The organism is Bradyrhizobium sp. MI1.10, from assembly GCF_055811035.1.
Genome location: NZ_JBVVPN010000008.1, coordinates 152937 through 170600, shown reverse-complemented (window position 1 = coordinate 170600; position 17664 = coordinate 152937). Strand labels below are relative to the sequence as shown.

General features: G+C 65.5%; 14 protein-coding genes and 1 pseudogene. 10 read left to right on the top strand and 5 right to left on the bottom strand.

The window, feature by feature from the left end; all coding sequences use genetic code 11:
- The first annotated feature begins 5 nt into the window (after window positions 1-5).
- Window positions 6-926: a LysR family transcriptional regulator gene (locus AC0L3K_RS11260; protein ID WP_473365991.1), complete on the top strand. Its 921-nt coding sequence runs from the start codon at window positions 6-8 to the stop codon at window positions 924-926.
- An 83-nt stretch (window positions 927-1009) separates the two neighbouring features.
- On the opposite strand, the gene AC0L3K_RS11255 is transcribed toward AC0L3K_RS11260, so the two are convergent.
- Window positions 1010-1630, bottom strand: coding sequence for a glutathione S-transferase family protein (locus AC0L3K_RS11255; RefSeq protein WP_354162122.1), 621 nt, complete (start codon window positions 1628-1630; stop codon window positions 1010-1012).
- Between the two features lie 141 nt (window positions 1631-1771).
- Between AC0L3K_RS11255 and AC0L3K_RS11250 the strand changes: the two genes are divergently transcribed.
- Window positions 1772-3049: a flavin-dependent oxidoreductase gene (locus AC0L3K_RS11250; RefSeq protein ID WP_473365990.1), complete on the top strand. Its 1278-nt coding sequence runs from the start codon at window positions 1772-1774 to the stop codon at window positions 3047-3049.
- Window positions 3050-3260: 211 nt separating this feature from the next.
- On the opposite strand, the gene AC0L3K_RS11245 is transcribed toward AC0L3K_RS11250, so the two are convergent.
- Together AC0L3K_RS11245 and mutY are read right to left on the bottom strand one after the other, a co-directional pair.
- Window positions 3261-3683: a PaaI family thioesterase gene (locus tag AC0L3K_RS11245; RefSeq protein ID WP_473365989.1), complete on the bottom strand. Its 423-nt coding sequence runs from the start codon at window positions 3681-3683 to the stop codon at window positions 3261-3263.
- Between the two features lie 68 nt (window positions 3684-3751).
- Window positions 3752-4852 (bottom strand): A/G-specific adenine glycosylase, encoded by a 1101-nt coding sequence (mutY, locus tag AC0L3K_RS11240; protein ID WP_473365988.1) that lies wholly within the window; start codon window positions 4850-4852, stop codon window positions 3752-3754.
- 122 nt (window positions 4853-4974) lie between these two features.
- Here mutY and AC0L3K_RS11235 point away from each other — a divergent pair, with 122 nt between their 5' ends.
- The 8 genes and pseudogenes from AC0L3K_RS11235 to AC0L3K_RS11200 all read left to right on the top strand — a co-directional run bounded on the left by AC0L3K_RS11235 (window position 4975) and on the right by AC0L3K_RS11200 (window position 14803).
- Complete coding sequence (locus AC0L3K_RS11235) at window positions 4975-5469, top strand: DUF721 domain-containing protein (RefSeq protein ID WP_007595017.1); 495 nt, start codon at window positions 4975-4977, stop codon at window positions 5467-5469.
- A 127-nt stretch (window positions 5470-5596) separates the two neighbouring features.
- Window positions 5597-6253, top strand: coding sequence for a DsbA family protein (locus AC0L3K_RS11230; protein ID WP_354169754.1), 657 nt, complete (start codon window positions 5597-5599; stop codon window positions 6251-6253).
- A gap of 218 nt (window positions 6254-6471) precedes the next feature.
- Window positions 6472-9936 carry a chromosome segregation protein SMC gene (smc, locus tag AC0L3K_RS11225; protein ID WP_473365987.1) on the top strand — a complete coding sequence of 1155 codons (3465 nt, stop codon included), beginning with the start codon at window positions 6472-6474 and terminating at the stop codon, window positions 9934-9936.
- Between the two features lie 112 nt (window positions 9937-10048).
- Window positions 10049-11026: a small ribosomal subunit Rsm22 family protein gene (locus AC0L3K_RS11220; RefSeq protein ID WP_473365986.1), complete on the top strand. Its 978-nt coding sequence runs from the start codon at window positions 10049-10051 to the stop codon at window positions 11024-11026.
- Between the two features lie 139 nt (window positions 11027-11165).
- Window positions 11166-11727: pseudogene (locus AC0L3K_RS11215) on the top strand (LemA family protein).
- 150 nt (window positions 11728-11877) lie between these two features.
- Window positions 11878-13116 (top strand): M48 family metallopeptidase, encoded by a 1239-nt coding sequence (locus AC0L3K_RS11210; RefSeq protein ID WP_473365985.1) that lies wholly within the window; start codon window positions 11878-11880, stop codon window positions 13114-13116.
- Between the two features lie 205 nt (window positions 13117-13321).
- Window positions 13322-14074 carry a P-loop NTPase family protein gene (locus AC0L3K_RS11205; RefSeq protein WP_007595031.1) on the top strand — a complete coding sequence of 251 codons (753 nt, stop codon included), beginning with the start codon at window positions 13322-13324 and terminating at the stop codon, window positions 14072-14074.
- Window positions 14075-14134: 60 nt separating this feature from the next.
- A complete protein-coding gene (locus AC0L3K_RS11200; protein WP_007595033.1) occupies window positions 14135-14803 on the top strand; it encodes a hypothetical protein in 669 nt (222 codons plus the stop codon).
- Window positions 14804-14842: 39 nt separating this feature from the next.
- On the opposite strand, the gene AC0L3K_RS11195 is transcribed toward AC0L3K_RS11200, so the two are convergent.
- Entirely contained in the window at window positions 14843-15382 is a 540-nt protein-coding gene (locus tag AC0L3K_RS11195) for an adenine phosphoribosyltransferase (protein ID WP_007595035.1), read from the bottom strand.
- An 8-nt stretch (window positions 15383-15390) separates the two neighbouring features.
- A complete protein-coding gene (locus AC0L3K_RS11190) occupies window positions 15391-17556 on the bottom strand; it encodes an anthranilate synthase component I (protein WP_473365984.1) in 2166 nt (721 codons plus the stop codon).
- Window positions 17557-17664 lie beyond the last annotated feature (108 nt).

Below are 17664 nucleotides of genomic sequence, written 5' to 3'. Positions count from 1 at the left end.
GCCTCATGAATTTGAATTCGCTCGACCTCAATCTCCTGACCGCGCTCGACGCACTGCTGCGCGAGGCCAGCGTCAGCCGCGCCGCCTTGCGGATCGGGCTGTCGCAGCCGGCGGCCAGTCATGCGCTCCAGCGTCTGCGCGACATCCTTGGCGATCCGCTCCTGGTACGCACAGGCACGCGGATGGAGCTGACGCCGCGGGCGCAAGCCTTGCGCGCGCCGCTGGCGCAGGCGCTCGATCAGGTGCGCGGGCTGTTCGTATCGGATGAATTCGATGCGGCGCGCAGCGAGCGGCAATTCCGACTGATGATGCCGGACCTCGCGGTCGAGCTGTTGATGCCGCCCTTGATGGAAAAGGTGACGCAGGCCGCTCCCAACGTCCGGATCGACGTGGTGCCGTGGCGGGGACCGGCGATCTTCCACGCCGAGTTCGCCCGCACCATCGATCTCGTGATCTCGATCGGCAACGCCTTCAAGGGCTTTCATCGCCAGCTGCTCTACACCGACAGGGACGCGCTGGCAGTGCGGCGCGGCCATCCCATGGCTGCGAAGCTGAAACGGCGCGAGACGTTCCTGGCGGCGCGCCATGTCGGAGTAATTATCCGCGGCCAGCCCGAGGACCTGATCGACACCTGGCTGCGGACCAAGGGCATCGACCGGCACATCGCTCTCGTGGTCCCGGGTTATCTCGAAGCGCTGCATGTCGCCGCCCGCACCGACCTCGTCGCCTTCGTGCCGCGCCGGCTGATCGCGGCGCTGTCCAAGCAGCTCGGCCTCGTCACGGTGACGCCACCGCTCGACCCCGGGATCGACGAGCAGTTCATGTTCTACCCGACCCGCGCACAGATGGATCCCGGCTCGATCTGGCTCAGGCGGCTGATGCTGGAGACGGGACGGGAATTGGAGAAGAAAGGGCGCGCTGGGTAGGACGCAACGTCAAAGCAAATAGTGTCGTCCCGGGTCTGCGCTGACGCTTGCCCGGGACGACAGGGGAAAACGTTGCCGCGCTCCTACGCCTTCTGCGCGTCCATCACCTTGCGCACGGCGGGGCGGTCGGACATGCGCTTGAAATGATCGGCGATCTTCGGCGTCGTGTTGATGTCGACGCTGTCGCCTTCGAGCCAGGTCGACAGGGTGTAAAGATAAGGATCGCAGATCGTGAACTGCTCGCCCATCACCCAGGGTCCCTTGTACATCTTCTGCTCGATCAGGGCGAAGCAGGCGCCCATGGTCTTTGGGATCATCTGCTTCATGTCGGCGAACGAGCTTTCTTCGCTCGCCCAGCGCGCGCCGCGCATCTTGTGGGCATGGTTGATGTGCACGGTCGAGCAGAGATAGGAGTTGAAGGACTGCACCTGGGCGAAGTCGAAGGGATCGTCGAGCGGCGCGAGCTTCGCCTTGGGAAAGGTCTGCGCGAGATAGGCCAGCATCGCCGGCGTCTCGGTCAGGACGCCACGATCGGTCACCAGCGCGGGCACGCGGCCTTTCGGGTTGATCGCGAGATACTCCGCGCTGTTCTGCTGGTTGGTCTTGAAGCTCAGCCGCTCGGCCGCGTAGTCGGCGCCGGCTTCTTCCAGGGTGATGTAGGTGGCGAGCGCACAGGTGCCGGTGGCGTAGTAGAGCTTGAGCATGTCGGACCTCATGGGAAAGCCGGAAGTTAACGGCTGCCGGCCCCGAGGTCCATAGCACGGCGTTCTCAGTGCCCTTGCTCTTCGCAGTTGCCCACCGGCGCCCGGCTGTGCCAAGACGCCTCTAGTTGGAGGGGCTTTCCCATGACCGTACTCATCGCCGGTGGCGGCATCGGCGGCCTGACGCTTGCGCTCAGCCTGCACGGAATCGGCATTCCCGTGAAAGTGTTCGAGAGCGTCGCCGAGCTGCGGCCGCTCGGTGTCGGCATCAACGTGCTGCCGCACGCGGTGCGCGAGCTGATCGAGCTCGGGCTGATGGACAAGCTCGATGCCGCCGGCGTGCGCACCCGTGAGCTGGCCTACTTCTCCAAGCACGGCAAGCCGATCTGGAGCGAGCCGCGCGGGCTCGAGGCCGGCTACAAATGGCCGCAGTTTTCCATCCATCGCGGCACGCTCCAGCAATTGCTGCTCGACACCGCCATCGAGCGCCTCGGCCGTGACAACATCCTCACCAGCCATCATCTGACCGGCTGGAGCGAAACCGCTGACGGCGTGCGCGCCGATTTCATCGACAAGGCCACCGGCAAGGCCGCGGGGACTTACGACGGCAAGATCCTGATCGCCGCCGACGGCATCCATTCCGCCGCGCGAGAAAAACTCTATCCCGACGAAGGCCCGCCGATCTGGAACGGCCGCATCCTCTGGCGCGGCGTCACGCCTGCAAAAGCCTTCCTCAGCGGCCGCACCATGATCATGGCCGGCCACGAGATCCTGAAATTCGTCTGCTATCCGATCTCGAAGGAACCGGACGCCGCGGGCAACCATCTGATCAACTGGGTTGCCGAGCGCCACATGCCGCCGACCTATCAATGGCGGCGCGAGGACTATAACCGCACCGCCCGGCTGGAGGAGTTTCTGCCCTGGTTCGAGAGCTGGCAATTCGACTGGCTCGACGTGCCCGGCCTGATCAAGAACTGCCCGCATGCCTACGAATATCCGCTGGTCGACCGCGATCCGGTGTCACAATGGACTTTCGGCCGCGCCACGCTGATGGGCGACGCCGCACATCCGATGTACCCGATCGGGTCCAACGGCGCCTCGCAGGCGATCCTCGATGCCCGCACCATCACCCGCGAGATCCTGGCGCACGGCCCGACACAGGCGGCCCTGCTCGCCTATGAGGCCGAGCGGCGGCCCGCAACCACCAGCCTCGTCCTGCTCAACCGCAAGAACGGCCCCGAGCAGGTGATGCAGCTCGTCGAAGAGCGCGCGCCGGATGGCTACAAGGTCGTCACTGACGTGCTGTCGCAACAGGAGCTGGAGGATGTTGCCGCCAACTACAAGCGCGTCGCCGGCTTCCAGGTGGAAGCGCTGAACGCGAAGCCGCCGATCGTGAGCGCGGGTGCGCGCGCGACGAAATGAGTATTCGCACGAAGCGAGACGCGCGTTGATGCGCCCTCGCCCCTTGTGGGAGAGGGCAGCGATGCCGGTAGACGCGGACTCACTCAGGTGAGGGGTCTGTCTCCGCGAGCGCATCTCTGACAACTTGACCTCGCCGAGAGATACCCCTCATCCGGCGCTTCGCGCCAGCTTCTCCCGCAAGGGGAGAAGGGGTAGCGCCTACGCGGCTAGACTATTTGCCCACCACCCTCGCCGCTTCGAGCAGCCGCTCGCTCGCGCTTGCCGTCGCCAGCAGCGTGCCGTCCTCTGCCGTCAACCTCGCCCCGACAAACGCAATCGTCCTGCCGAGCTGCGTCACCTTGGCTTCACCGATGATCGGTCCGGGCTTCGCGGGCGCCAGGAAATTCACGGTCATGCTGATGGTGGTGGTGTAGAGCCGGCCCTCGCTCATCACCAGCACGGCGGGGCCCATCGTGTCGTCGAGCATGGCCGAGAGCATGCCGCCCTGGATGAAGCCGGCTGGATTGCAGAACTCCGGCTTGCCGTCGAAGGCGAGCTTGATCCAGCCTTCCCCGGGACGGGCATCGAGCAGACGCCACCCCAATAGCTCGGCACAAGGCGGCCTGGGAAAGTTGTCGAGCGCGGTCTTGATCATGCGAGCCTCCGTTGCAGACCACAGCTAACGCAGGCCTGCTGCCAGCATGTTGTCAGCAGGATGGGCTGCTAGGGGTCCAATCCATGCGCAATCACCTTACGCATGACGTTGGGCAATGCTTCGTCCGCGAGAATGGCGATGGGCACCCAGCGCATGCCGGCGGGTGCCCGCGTCCGCGCTTCGGCCCTCGCCGTGTAGACCACCAGTTCCAGCGGGAAATGCGTGAAGACGTGGGTGACCACGCCGACCTTGCGTTGCCAGCGCGACAGCCCCTTCAGCTCGGGCGCCTGCTGTTTTGCCTTGGCATCGTCCTGCTCGGCCAGCCAATCCGATCCCGGTACCTCGGTCATGCCGCCGAGCAGACCCTTTTCGGGACGGCTGCGGACGAGAAGCTCGTCGCCGCGCGTGACAACGAAAGCGGCGCCGCGCCGTAGCGCGCCGCTCTTCTTCGGCGCCTTGCGCGGAAACGTATCCTGCGTTCCCAGCGTGCGCGCCGTGCAGTCCTCGTTGAGTGGGCATAGCGAGCAGGCTGGCTTTTTCGGCGTGCAGATCGAGGCACCCAGATCCATCAGCGCCTGCGCGCTATCACCGGCGCGGGAGTCGGCGAGCAGCGTCGCAGCCAAGTGCTGGATCCGCGGTTTGGCCTGCGGAAGTTCTTCTTCAACAGCAAAGAGCCGCGAGACCACGCGCTCGATATTGCCGTCGACCGGCATGGTGCGGCGGTCGAAAGCGATCGCCGCGATCGCTGCCGCCGTATAGGGCCCGATGCCCGGCAACGCGCGCAGACCCACTTCGGTATCGGGAAAGGTGCCGCCATGCTCGCGCATCACCGCGACCGCGCAGGCATGGAGATTACGGGCGCGAGAATAATAGCCGAGCCCGGCCCACATCCGCAGCACGTCGTCCTGCGAGGCCCGTCCGAGCGCGGTGACATCAGGCCAGCGCGCGACGAATTTTTCGAAATAGGGCCCGACCGCCTTCACCGTGGTCTGCTGCAGCATGATCTCGGACAGCCAGACGCGGTAAGGGTCAGATGCCTCGCCGGGCGCAGCGCGCCAGGGTAAGCGGCGGCGGTGGCGGTCGTACCAATCGAGCAGCGCGAGCGGGCGCGACGAGGTCTGCGGCGGAACTGGTTCCGATTTCGCCCTGAGGGCGGATTTGGGGCTCATGTTCGCACTGTAACGGCAATGCACCGATCTCTCCACGTCGTGCCCACGCTGGTCGCGGGCGTCCACGTTTTTCTTCGCGGCGAAGAGCCTGTGGCAGACGCGCCGGAGTGCTATAAGGTCCCATGTCCAAGCTTCGCCCCATCAAACCCGGTCCTATCAGCGCCAAGCCGCTGTCGCTCCTGCTCAACGACGTCTTCGCCGAGGCCTATGCCAAGCAGGGTTTTGCCGCGCGCGAGCTGGTGACGCGGTGGGCGCAGATTGCCGGACCGGAGATCGCGGCCCATGCCGAGCCGCTCAAGATGCAATGGCCGCGGCCGGTCGAGGGTCAGCCGCAGGAGCCGGCCACGCTGGTGCTGCGGGTCGAGGGGCCGATGGCGCTGGAGATCCAGCACTCCGCCGATGTGATCCTGCAGCGGGTCAACCGCTTCTTCGGCTGGAGCGCGGTCGGCAAGCTGGCCTTCCGCCAGGCTCCACTGTCGCGCGCCCGGCGGCCAACCCGGCCCGCCCCGCCGGACGCCAAATCGGTGGCCGAGGTGGCTGAGCGCCTGGGCGACATCGAAGATGAACAATTGAAGTCGGCGCTGGCGCGCCTGGGGGCCGCTATCAAGCGAAATTGAGCCTTATTCGGCGGCCAAACTGGACCTGTCCTTGCCGCTCGCCATTGCCTCAAACAACGTTTCAAGCTAGCGACAGGCCGTCTGAATGGGAATTTCGGGCGAGACCACGCCAATCCGGGAGCCGACCTTGATCATCACCCGCCGCGCCTTCACCTCGATGCTGTCGCTGACCGGGCTTGCCGCGCTCGCCGGGTTCTCGCCGCTGCGGTTCATCTCGGAAGCTATCGCGCAGGCCGCTGGCGACGTCGCCAAGCCGGTGTCACTGCCCGACATGGCGCTGGGCCCGAAGGACGCCGCGGTCACCATCACCGAATACGCCTCGATGACCTGCCCGCATTGCGCGGCTTTCAATGAGCAGGTGTTTCCCAAGATCAAGTCGGAATACATCGACGCCGGCAAGGTCCGTTACATCTTCCGCGAGTTCCCGCTCGACATCAAAGCCGCCGCGGGCTCGATGCTGTCACGCTGCATCGCCAATGGCGACGCACCGAAATACTTTGCGGTCACTGACATGCTGTTCCGCCAGCAGAACGACTGGGTGGCGAAGAACACCACGGAGACCCTGACGCGGATCGGCAAGCAAGCCGGCCTCACCCAGCAGCAGGTCGAGGCCTGTCTGAAGGACCAGGCGCTGCTCGACAAGATCGCCGCCGACCAGAAATATGCCAGCGACGTTCTGAAGGTCGATTCGACGCCGACGTTCTTCATCAACGGCGAGAAGATCAAGGGCGAGACCTCGTTCGAGGAATTCGCCAAGAAGATCAATCCGCTGCTGAAGAGCTGATTCGCACGGCACAATCCCTGATTCGCATCTCGATAGCCGTATCTTTCCCGGCATAAATCCCTTGGGAAAAGCGGCTTTCGCCGGTTGCCCTCGCAGCGCACCGCGGCCATTGTCCAGCCGCATGAGGCGCCTCGCGCGACTCGCCCGGATAGCGACATTGCCTTCCATGGTATTGTCCCGGCAGGGGGATTCGCGCCTGCCAACAGAGATGCGTGCTTATGAAAATCACCCGCCTGCGCCTTCACGGCTTCAAGTCCTTTGTTGAGGCCACCGACTTCGTCATCGAGCCCGGCCTGACCGGCGTGGTCGGCCCCAACGGCTGCGGCAAGTCGAATCTCGTCGAGGCGCTGCGCTGGGCGATGGGCGAGACCTCCTACAAGTCGTTGCGCGCCGCCGACATGGACGCGGTGATCTTCGCCGGCTCCGGCAATCGTCCCGCGCGCAACCACGCCGAAGTGACGATGACGATCGACAATTCCGATCGCACCGCGCCGGCGGCGATGAACGACAGCCAGCTTCTGGAAATTTCCCGCCGTATCGAGCGCGAGGCAGGTTCGGTCTACCGCATCAACGGCCGCGACGTGCGCGCCCGCGACGTGCAGATTCTGTTCGCCGACGCCGCCACCGGCGCGCGCTCGCCAGCCCTGGTCCACCAGGGCAAGATCGGCGAGATCATTCAGGCCAAGCCCGAGCAACGCCGCCGCGTGCTGGAAGACGCCGCCGGCGTCGCCGGCCTGCACGCCCGCCGCCACGAAGCCGAGCTGCGGCTCAAGGCGGCCGAAACCAACCTCACCCGCGTCGAGGACGTGATCGGCCAGCTGGCGGGGCAAATGGAAGGCCTCAAGAAGCAGGCCCGCCAGGCCGTGCGCTATCGCGAAGTTGCGGCCAAGGTCCGCAAGGCCGAAGCAACCCTGTTCCACCTGCGCTGGATCGGCGCCCATGCCGACGTCAACGAATCCGGCCACACCCACGATCTCGCGGTCCGCGAGATGGCCGAGCGGACCCAGCACCAGGCCGAGGCCGCCCGCATCCAGGCGATCCGCGCCGCCGAAATGCCGGCGCTGCGCGATGCGGAAGCGCGCGCGGCAGCCGGGCTGCAGCGCCTCACCAACGCCCGCGAGCTGCTCGATCGCGAGGAAGAGCGCGCCAAGGAGCGCGTCGCGGAGCTCGAGCGGCGCCTCGCACAGTTCGAAGGCGATATCTCGCGTGCCCAGCAGCAGACCATGGACGCCGACGTCGCGCTGCAGCGCCTCGACGCCGAAGATGCCGAGCTGAAGGAAGAGATCAAGTCGCGCGTCGAGAAGCGCTCCGGCGTCGACGAGCGTGTCGCCGAAGCCGAGGCGGTGTTGACCGAAACCGAGCAGCAGTTCGCCGAGCTCACCACCGCGCTCGCCGACCTCACCGCCAAGCGCAATCAGCTCGAAGCCAACGTTCGCACCCACCGCGACAAGCTCGCCCGGCTCGATCAGGAGATTTCGAACGTCGCGGCGGAAGAGCAGAAGCTCACCGAGGCGACCGGCGGCTTCGGCGATCTCGACGAGCTGACCGCGACCGTCGAGAACGCCGAGCAGACGCTGGCGGCCTCGGAAGCCGCGGCTCAGGCCAGCGAAGCCGCGCATGTCGCCGCGCGGCAGACGCTGGAATCCTCGCGCTCGCCGCTCGTCGAAGCCGACAAGCGCGTGCAGCGGCTCGATACCGAGGCGCGCACGATCTCCAAGATCCTCAACGGCGAGACCAAGAATCTGTGGCCGCCGATCATCGACGGCATCACCGTCGACAAGGGATTCGAAAAGGCGATCGGCGCAGCCCTCGGCGACGATCTCGACGCCCCGGTCGATCCGTCCGCGCCGATGCGCTGGACCAATGCCGGCGTCACCGACGGCGATCCGGAACTGCCCGAAGGCGTCGTGCCGCTCGCCAGCCACGTGCAAGCCCCGGCCGAGCTGACCCGCCGCCTGGCGCAGATCGGCGTGGTGCCGCGCGAGCGCGGCGCCGAACTGGTCTCGCAGCTCAAGACCGGCCAGCGGCTGGTCTCGCCCGAAGGCGACGTCTGGCGCTGGGATGGCTTTGTCGCAGCCGCCCACGCGCCGACCGGCGCAGCACGGCGGCTCGCCGAGCGCGCCCGCCTCATCGACGTCGAGAACGAACTGGAGCAGGCCCGCATCGACGCGCAGATCAAGCGTCAGGCGCTGGAGAACGCCGAGGCCGAGCTGCAGATGGCCGCCAGCACCGAAGGTGCGAGCCGCGAAGCCTGGCGCGCCGCACAGCGCGAGCTCAACGTCGCGCGCGAGCGCCATGCCACGGTCGAGCGCGAGATCAGCCGCCACGCCGCGCGCAAGGCGACGCTGTCGGAAGCGCACAGCCGTCTGGCCGCCGACCGTGCCGAGGCCGAAGCCGCCTACGAATACGCCGAAGCCGGGATCTCCGAGCTGCCGTCGAGCGAGGACACCGAAACCCGTCTCGCCGCCGTCCGCAGCGACATCGAAGGCCATCGCCGCATGGCCGCCCAGGTCCGCGCCGAGGCACAGGCGTTGGCGCGCGAAGCCGAGCTGGCCGACCGCCGCGTGCAGGCGATCCTCGCCGAACGCACCGAGTGGCAGAACCGAAAGGAGAGCGCGACCTCCCACATCGACACCATCCAGGCGCGCATCGCCGAAGTCTCGATCGAGCGCAGCGATCTCGAGAACGCGCCGGCCGTGTTCGCGGAGAAGCGTAGCGCGCTGATCACCGAGATCGAATATGCCGAAAACGACCGCCGCATGGCCGCCGATGCGCTCGCCAGCGCGGAAACCGCGATGGCCGAAACCGATCGCGTCGCGAAGCTGACGCTCGAGGCACTCTCAAGCTCCCGCGAGGCCACCGCCCGCGCCGAGGAGCGCATGGAAGGTGCGCGTCGCCGGCTCGAGGACATCGAGCGCGAAATCCGCGACATGCTGGAAGTCGAACCGCAGGCCGTTGCCGGCCTCGCCGAGATCGAACCCGGCACGGAGTTGCCGCCGCTGCACGACATCGAGGAAGACCTCGAAAAAATGCGCCGCGATCGCGAGCGCCTGGGTGCGGTCAATTTGCGCGCCGAGGAAGAGCTGCGCGAGGTCGAGACCCAGCACAACGGTCTGGTCACCGAGCGCGACGATCTCGTCGAGGCCATCAAGCGGCTGCGCCAGGGTATCCAGAGCCTCAACAAGGAGGCGCGCGAGCGGCTGCTGACGTCGTTCGAGGTCGTCAACAACCACTTCAAGCGCCTGTTCGTCGAGCTGTTCGGTGGCGGCGAAGCCGCGCTGCATTTGATCGAGAGCGATGATCCTCTCGAAGCGGGCCTCGAAATCATCGCCAAGCCGCCGGGCAAGAAGCCACAGACGCTGTCGCTGCTCTCCGGCGGTGAGCAGGCGCTGACCGCGATGGCGCTGATCTTCGCGGTGTTCCTCACCAACCCTTCGCCGATCTGCGTGCTGGACGAAGTCGACGCGCCGCTCGACGACCACAACGTCGAGCGCTATTGCAACCTGTTGCACGAGATGACCGCCTCGACCGACACGCGCTTCATCATCATCACGCACAACCCGATCACGATGGCGCGGATGAACCGCCTGTTCGGCGTCACCATGGCCGAACGCGGCGTCTCGCAGCTGGTGTCGGTGAACCTGCAAGAGGCGGTGGACATTCTCGACCAGAACGTGGCGTGATTTTTTGGCCGTCATTCCGGGGCGATGCGCAGCATCGAACCCGGAATCTCGCGCCACCATTTCAAGATTCCGGATTCGCGCTACGCGCGCCCCGGAATGACGGCGAATTAAGATGATCTCGCCCACGCTTCCCGCTGAGCTAAAGGCCGCCCTCGACGGCAAGCTCCAGGGGTTCTCGCGCACCGACGCAGCGCAGCGATCGCAGAGAATCTCGACCACCTACCGCACAGGCGGCGGCTCCGGCACGATCAAGTCGGATGCCGACGCGCTCGCCTATGCGCTCGCGCGCATGCCGGCGACCTACGCGGCGGTGGCGGCCAGTCTGAATGCGCTGACCGAGATCGTAACTGACCTCGCTCCGGAAACGCTGCTCGACGTCGGCGCAGGTCCGGGCACCGCGAGCTGGGCCGCTGCGGAGGCGTTCTCCTCGCTGCAGGATTTCACCCTGCTCGACGCCAACGCCACGCTGAGCCGTCTCGCGCTCGAACTGGCGCGCGACAGCACGCGTCTGGCGGACTGCCGCTATCTGCCGGGCGATGCCGGCGCGAACCTCGCCGAGTTCTCGCAAGCCGATCTCGTCGTCGCGAGTTATGTCATTGGCGAGCTCAGTGAGGGCGATCAACGCAATCTCGCGGAAGCGATGTGGGCGAAAGCGCGCCACGCGCTGGTCGTGATCGAGCCCGGCACGCCCGCCGGCTACGCCCGCATCCTCGCTTTGCGCCAGCAACTGATCGCGGCGGGCGCCTATGTCGCCGCACCCTGCCCGCACGAAAAGCCGTGTCCGCTGACGGCGCCCGACTGGTGCCATTTCTCACAGCGCCTGCCGCGCTCGCAGGCTCACCGCCAGATCAAGGGCGCCGAGGTGCCGTTCGAGGACGAGCGGTTCATCTATGTGGCGCTGACCCGCACGCCGCCCGCAGCCCGCGCCGCGCGCGTGCTGGCGCCGCCGGATGTCGGCAAGGCCGAGATCGCTGCAAAGCTCTGCACGGAGGACGGTGTCGAACTCGCCAAGGTCCCCCGGCGGGACAAGGCCGCCTATGCGGACGCAAGGCGGTGGCGCTGGGGTGATGCCGCCATGTCCGAAAGTTAACCTCCTCCGGCTCTTTCACCTTGAACTCGGATGGTCCCTCATCCGACCAAATCCTACCTTCCCTCTGCGCCGGGGCTCTCGCTCCGCGCCAATTTGGTCTACCCTAGCGCTCGCCTTCTTCCCCCTTCAGGAGTTCTCCATGTCGACCGGCTGGATCGTCCTCGGCGTTATCGTCGTCCTCGTGTTCCTTTGCCTTCGCCGCCTACAACCGGCTGGTGGCGCTGGGCCAGCGCGTCGGCCAGGCCTTTGCCGACATCGACGTGCAGCTCAAGCAGCGTCACGATCTGATCCCGAACCTGGTCGAGACGGTGAAGGGCTATGCCTCGCATGAGCGCGGCACGCTCGACGACGTCATCAAGGCGCGCAATTCGGCGATGTCGGCGCAGGGACCGGCGCAGGTGTCCGCGGCCGAGAACCAGCTCTCGGGCGCGCTCGGCCGGCTGATCGCGCTGTCGGAGGCCTATCCCGACCTCAAGGCCAACGCCAATTTCCAGCAGCTCGCCAGCGAGCTGTCCGACCTCGAGAACAAGATCGCGGCCAGCCGCCGCTTCTTCAACAGCGCGGTCCAGGAATACAACACCGGCATCCAGCAGATGCCCGCCGCTCTGTTCGCCGGCATGTTCGGCTTCACCAAAAAGGACTTCTTCGATCTTGGTGCCAGCCGCTCCGAGGTCGAAGCCACGCCGCAGGTGAAGTTCTGATTGCCTGACATGTCCATCGTTTTTCTTCGTCATTCCGGGGCGTCGCAAGGCGACGAACCATGGTGCGCGCTTGCGCACCAGGGAATCTCGAGGTTCCGGGTTCACGCCTTCGGCGCGCCCCGGAACGACGGACATTGAGGAAGGCGCGTCATGGCCGCGTATGGTCTCTACACGCACATCGCCTCGAACAAGTTTCGTTCGATGCTGCTGCTCGCCGGCCTGTTCGCGCTGGTCTATGTGCTGGTCTATGCCGGCGCGCTGATCGCTGAAGTCGTCATCAATGGCGACGAGACCGTCGTCTATTATCTGAGCCGTGCCTTCTATGACCTGAAAGTGGCCGCTCCGGTTGCGACCGTCGTGGCAGCGGCCTGGATCGTGATCGCCTATTTCTTCCACCAGTCGATGATCGATGCGGTGACCGGCGGCCACGACGTCACCCGGCAGGAAGAGCCGCGGCTCTATAATCTGCTCGAAAATCTCTGCATCTCGCGCGGCATCACGATGCCGAAGCTGAAGATCATGGAGAGCCCGGCGCTGAACGCGTTCGCGACCGGCCTCAACCCGCGGCAATATTCGATCACCGTCACCACCGGTCTCCTCAATGCGTTGGACGACAAGGAGATCGAGGCGGTGCTGGGTCACGAGCTGACCCATATCAAGAACGGCGACGTGCAGCTCATGGTGGTCGCCGTCATCATCGCGGGCGTGGTCGGGTTCTTCGGCGAATTGTTCTTCCGCCTGTTCACGAATTTCAGCTGGAGCTCCGGCTCCGGCGGCTCGTGGTCGTCGGGCTCCTCCTCGTCCTCACGATCGTCCTCGTCGTCGAGCGACAGCAAGAGTTCGGGCGGCGGCGCGGTGATCGTGATCATCATCGCGGTCGTGCTGATCGTGGTGGCCTGGCTGTTGTCGCAGGTGGTGAAGCTCGCGCTATCGCGCTCGCGGGAATATCTCGCGGACGCGGGCTCCGTTGAGCTGACGAAAAACCCGGACGCCATGATCTCGGCCCTGCGCAAGATCGAGAACCGCGGCGAGCTGCCGGGCGCAACCTCGGCGGTGATGGAGCTCTGCGTCGACAATCCGCGCGAGGGCTTCGCCGATTTATTCGCGACCCACCCCTCGGTGCAGTCCCGGGTGGACGCGCTGGTCAAGTTCGCCGGCGGCCGTGATCCTGGCCCGCTGCCGCCTCCCGCCTACGAGGCCGAGGAGCCAGACACGCAAGCCGACCGCCAGAACACCCCACCGCCGCTGCGCCAGGGTCCCTGGAACGACGCAGGCGGCACGGCCAGTCCGCCGCCCGTGCCCGCACCCGGAACCGCCAGCAGCAACCCAATAGGCAATCGGGTAAGCAATCCCTTGGGAAATCCTATGGGTCCTTGGGGCCGCCATTGAGCGCGATTTGACGCCATGCGCGGAAGGATTGATCGCGATTGGGAAAAACCTCGGGAATTGCCGTAACTGGGGCCTGCGGAATTGAATTCTCCCTTGTTTCTGCCATGTTCGCGCCCAACAGCAGACTTGGGACATCTTTGCGACATCGATTTGGGGCCCGTCCGATTGCGACCTCGCGATCGGGGGCGCGCGTTAGGGGACAGCAATGGCAAAGCCGGCAGTGGTTGTGGTGGGCGCGGACAAGGGCGGGGTCGGCAAGACCACGGTATCGCGCACCCTGCTCGATTATTTTTCCGCCAACAACGTGCCGACGCGCGCCTTCGACACAGAGTCACCGCGCGGAACCCTGAAGCGCTTCCACCCCGACATCACCGAGATCGTCGACATGACGACGACGTCGGATCAGATGAAGATCTTCGATACGCTCAACGCCACGAGCCCGTCGGTCACCGTGATCGACGTCCGCGCCGGCCTGCTCTCGCCGGCGCTCGCCTCCTTGCGCGACATCGGTTTCCTCGATGCCGCCAAGGCCGGCCAGATCACCTTTGCCGTGTTCCACATCCTCGGACCCTCGATCGCCTCTCTGGACGAAATCGCCGAGACCGCGGGCTTCATGACCGGCGCCAAATACTTCCTGGTGAAGAACTTCATCAACGACACCCAGTTCTTCCAGTGGGACCAGGCGACCTATAATTCCTACTTCCACCGCATCAAGGATGCGACCGAGCTAACCATCCCCAAGCTCAACGAAATGGCCTATGAGCAGGTCGAGGTGTCTTCCGTTCCGTTCCTGAAATTCGTCGCCAACAAGGGTATCAACGACGAGGCCGCGAACTATTCGTTCGTGCTGCGCGGCTATGTCCGGCATTGGCTGGCGAACGTCTGGAGCGAATTCGACCGGATCCGGCTGACCGATATTGTCGGCTCCAAGCCCACGACCCGCAACAGCGAAAAATAGTTGCGCAAGCCGGGCGGATACGGCTGGATTGGTCGCCGAGTTCGACTGATATAGCTATCGATGCCCGCGACGCCCCTCTACATCATTTGCTCGCCCCGCCCGCAGGTCGGCAAGACCCTGCTGGCGCGGCTTTTGAGCGAATTTTTGCTGCTCAAGAACGGCAACGTCGTGGCCTTCGACGTCAACCTGAAGGAGCCGTCGCTGCTCGACTATCTGCCAACGATCACGGAGACCGCCGACGTGATCGACACCTACGGCAAGATGCAGCTGATGGATCGCGTCATCGTCGATGACGGGGTTGCCAAGGTGATCGACCTCGGCTTCCACGCCTTTGACGAGTTCTTCAAGATGACCGAGGAGATCGGCCTGTTGAAAGAGGCGGCGCGCCGCCACGTCGCGCCGATGATCCTGTTCGTCGCCGACACCGACCGCGTCTCGGCCCGCGCCCACGAGATGCTGCGCGAACAGATCCCGCGGATTAACCTGATCACGGTGGACAACGAGCACATCATACGCGGCGAGCTGCCGGCGGCGATGGCTGCCGGACGGGTATTCCGCCTGCCTGCGCTGCCCGGCTTTCTCAAGACCTATATCGGCCGGCTGAACTTCTCCTTCACCGGCTATCTGCGCCAGGAGAAGGATGCCTCGACCGAGCTGCACCAGTGGACCCGGCGGAACTATCTCGCCTTCCGCGAGCTGGAGCTCAGCCTGATCCTGCAACGGTCCTAGGCGATAATTTACCCGGGCGATACTCCTCGGCGTCCTGGCTCAGTGCCCCTCGAATGTCATCAGCGTGCGCACCGGCACGTCCATCGCGCGCAGCTTGGCGGCGCCGCCGAGGTCCGGCAGGTCGATGATGAAGCAGGCGGCGACCACATTGGCGCCGATCTGACGCAGCAGCTTCACCGCGCCTTCCGCGGTGCCGCCGGTGGCGATGAGGTCGTCGACCAGGATCACGCGTTCGCCGGGCTGGATCGCGTCGACATGCATCTCCATCTCGTCGATGCCGTATTCGAGGGAGTAAGCGATCCGCACGGTGGTGTGCGGCAGCTTGCCTTTTTTCCGGATCGGCACGAAGCCGGCCGAAACCTGGTGCGCCACGGCGCCGCCTATGATGAAGCCGCGCGCTTCCATGCCGGCGACCTTGTCGATCTTGTTGCCAGCCCAGGGATTGACGAGTTCGTCGACCGCGCGGCGGAACGCACGCGCATCCGCGAGCAGCGTGGTGATGTCGCGGAACAAGATCCCGGGTTTCGGGTAGTCCGGGATGGTGCGGACGCTCGCCTTCAGATCGTGGTCAAAAGTCATGGTGCCTCTCAATCAGCGCGCGCATCCAGGCGGAACGCGTTCTCGACAATTCGTAAGCCCACCTCGCCGCTCAGCGACATCAGCGATTCCGGATGGAATTGCACGCCGGCGACCGGCAGGGTCTTGTGCTCGAGCGCCATGGCGACGCCGTCCTCGGTGCTGGCGGTGACGGATAGCACCTCCGGCATGCTGTCACGCTCGACATAAAGCGAGTGATAGCGGCCGATCACGATCTCGTTCGGCAGATTGCGCATCAGCCGCCCGCCGCGCACCTGCACCCGCGAGGGCCGGCCGTGGGCGGGATGCGTGAGCTGCCCGAGCTCGCCGCCGAAATACTCGCCGATCGCCTGGACGCCGAGGCAGACCCCGAACACCGGCAGCTTGTTCTCCAGCGCTGCGTCGATGGTCTTCTTGATCCCGAAATCCTCAGGCCTGCCGGGGCCGGGCGACAGCACGAGCAAATCCCACCGCTTCTGCTTGAGCATGTCCAGCGCATGCACATGGCGGACCACGGTGACGTCGGCGCCGACCTGGCGGAAGTAATCGGCCAGCATATGCACAAAGCTGTCGTCATGGTCGATCAGCAGTACCCGCTTGCCGCTTCCGGTGGCATCGGGCGCGAAGGCCGACAGCGGCTTCGGCGGATCGCCGCGCAGCGCCTGGAACAGGGCCGCGGCCTTGACCTGGCATTCGCGGTCCTCGGCGGCGGGATCGGAGTCGAACAAACAGGTGGCACCGACACGCACTTCCGCGAGGCCTTCCTTCATCCGGATGGTGCGGATGGTGAGGCCGGTGTTGATGCTGCCGTCGAAATTCACCGCCCCGATCGCGCCGGCATACCAGCGGCGCGGCGAGCGCTCGTGATCCTCGACGAACTGCATCGCCCAGAGCTTTGGCGCGCCGGTGACGGTGACGGCCCAGGCATGGGTGAGGAACGCATCGAGCGCATCGAAGCCGGGACGCAGCATGCCTTCGACATGGTCGACCGTGTGGAAGAGTTTTGAATAGGTCTCGATCTGCCGGCGTGCCAGCACCTTGATCGTGCCGGGGACGCAGACGCGCGCCTTGTCGTTGCGGTCGACGTCGGTGCACATGTTGAGCTCGAACTCGTCCTTCTCGGAGTTCAGGAGCTGGCGGATCTGCTCGGCATCGCCGATCGCATCGGTACCGCGCGCGATCGTCCCCGAGATCGGGCAGGTCTCGACCCGGCGTCCGTCCGAGCGCACGAACATTTCCGGTGAGGCCGAGACGAGAAATTCGCCCTCGCCGAGATTCATCAGCGCGCCGTAAGGCGACGGGTTGATGACGCAGAGCCGCTGGAACACTTCTGCCGGCGAGCGGTCGCAGGGCTCGGCAAAGAGTTGCCCCGGCACCGCCTCGAACAGATCGCCACGCGCAAAGGCAGCGCGCGCGGTCTCGACCGTAGCCTGATATTCGCCGGGCGCGTGATCGGCAAAACCCTGGCGCGGTGTCTTGAGGTAGGGGCTCTCGGCGGTCTCGTGGGGCAGGCCCGCGGTGGACTTGCCCTTCCACGCGAAATCGTAAGTGAGCACGACGCCGCGGCCGGTGGCGCGGTCATAGGCGAGCAGCCGGTCGGGGACGTAGAGCACGATGTCGCGTTGGTCGGCCTCGCGTGCGCGCTTCTGCACGAGGTCCTCGATCTGGAACACGAGGTCGTAAGCAAAGGCGCCGAACAGACCCAGCACCCCGTCGTCATTGGCGGAGAAAGCGGCGACGAGATCGCGCACCAGCGACATCACGCTGGCGCGCCGCGTGCGCTGGTCTTCGTCGATCGGGGCTTCGCCGCGGATGATATGACCGGCAAGGCGCGTGGGCGTCGTCTCAGAGATCACGACGCAGGGTTCGCGCAAGACGTCGGCGAGGAAGGCGATCAGAACCTCCCCGCGCGCGTTCAGCGCTTCCAGCTTGAAATTGACACTGGTGGTCTCGAGCTTGAGCGGGGGATCGGAGAAGCCGAGGTCAAAGCTTTCGTAGCGGCCGGGCACGGTCGTACCCGAGGACAGCACCACGCCGCGGCGGCGGTCGAGCAGGTTGACGAGATCGTCGAGCCGGTTGGCGCCGCCGGAAAACTGTTCCGCCACGCGCGTGATCGCAAGCCCCGCGCGGGTCACATAGTCGCTTCGAGCCGGAAGGGCAAAGACGGTCCTGTTCATGGGATCCTCTTACGAAACTTGTCGAGGGAACGCCACACAGGACAAACGATCAGGCCGCCGCACTGCGTGGGCGACCTCAGACGATTTTGGGAGAATAAATCGCACCGG

Bases quoted from the DNA above. Each gene is read 5' to 3' on its own strand.
- AC0L3K_RS11260 (WP_473365991.1), top strand. From the start codon at position 6: ATGAATTTGAATTCGCTCGACCTCAATCTCCTGACCGCGCTCGACGCA.
- AC0L3K_RS11255 (WP_354162122.1), bottom strand. From the start codon at position 1,630: ATGCTCAAGCTCTACTACGCCACCGGCACCTGTGCGCTCGCCACCTAC.
- AC0L3K_RS11250 (WP_473365990.1), top strand. From the start codon at position 1,772: ATGACCGTACTCATCGCCGGTGGCGGCATCGGCGGCCTGACGCTTGCG.
- AC0L3K_RS11245 (WP_473365989.1), bottom strand. From the start codon at position 3,683: ATGATCAAGACCGCGCTCGACAACTTTCCCAGGCCGCCTTGTGCCGAG.
- mutY (WP_473365988.1), bottom strand. From the start codon at position 4,852: ATGAGCCCCAAATCCGCCCTCAGGGCGAAATCGGAACCAGTTCCGCCG.
- AC0L3K_RS11235 (WP_007595017.1), top strand. From the start codon at position 4,975: ATGTCCAAGCTTCGCCCCATCAAACCCGGTCCTATCAGCGCCAAGCCG.
- smc (WP_473365987.1), top strand. From the start codon at position 6,472: ATGAAAATCACCCGCCTGCGCCTTCACGGCTTCAAGTCCTTTGTTGAG.
- AC0L3K_RS11220 (WP_473365986.1), top strand. From the start codon at position 10,049: ATGATCTCGCCCACGCTTCCCGCTGAGCTAAAGGCCGCCCTCGACGGC.
- AC0L3K_RS11210 (WP_473365985.1), top strand. From the start codon at position 11,878: ATGGCCGCGTATGGTCTCTACACGCACATCGCCTCGAACAAGTTTCGT.
- AC0L3K_RS11205 (WP_007595031.1), top strand. From the start codon at position 13,322: ATGGCAAAGCCGGCAGTGGTTGTGGTGGGCGCGGACAAGGGCGGGGTC.
- AC0L3K_RS11200 (WP_007595033.1), top strand. From the start codon at position 14,135: ATGCCCGCGACGCCCCTCTACATCATTTGCTCGCCCCGCCCGCAGGTC.
- AC0L3K_RS11195 (WP_007595035.1), bottom strand. From the start codon at position 15,382: ATGACTTTTGACCACGATCTGAAGGCGAGCGTCCGCACCATCCCGGAC.
- AC0L3K_RS11190 (WP_473365984.1), bottom strand. From the start codon at position 17,556: ATGAACAGGACCGTCTTTGCCCTTCCGGCTCGAAGCGACTATGTGACC.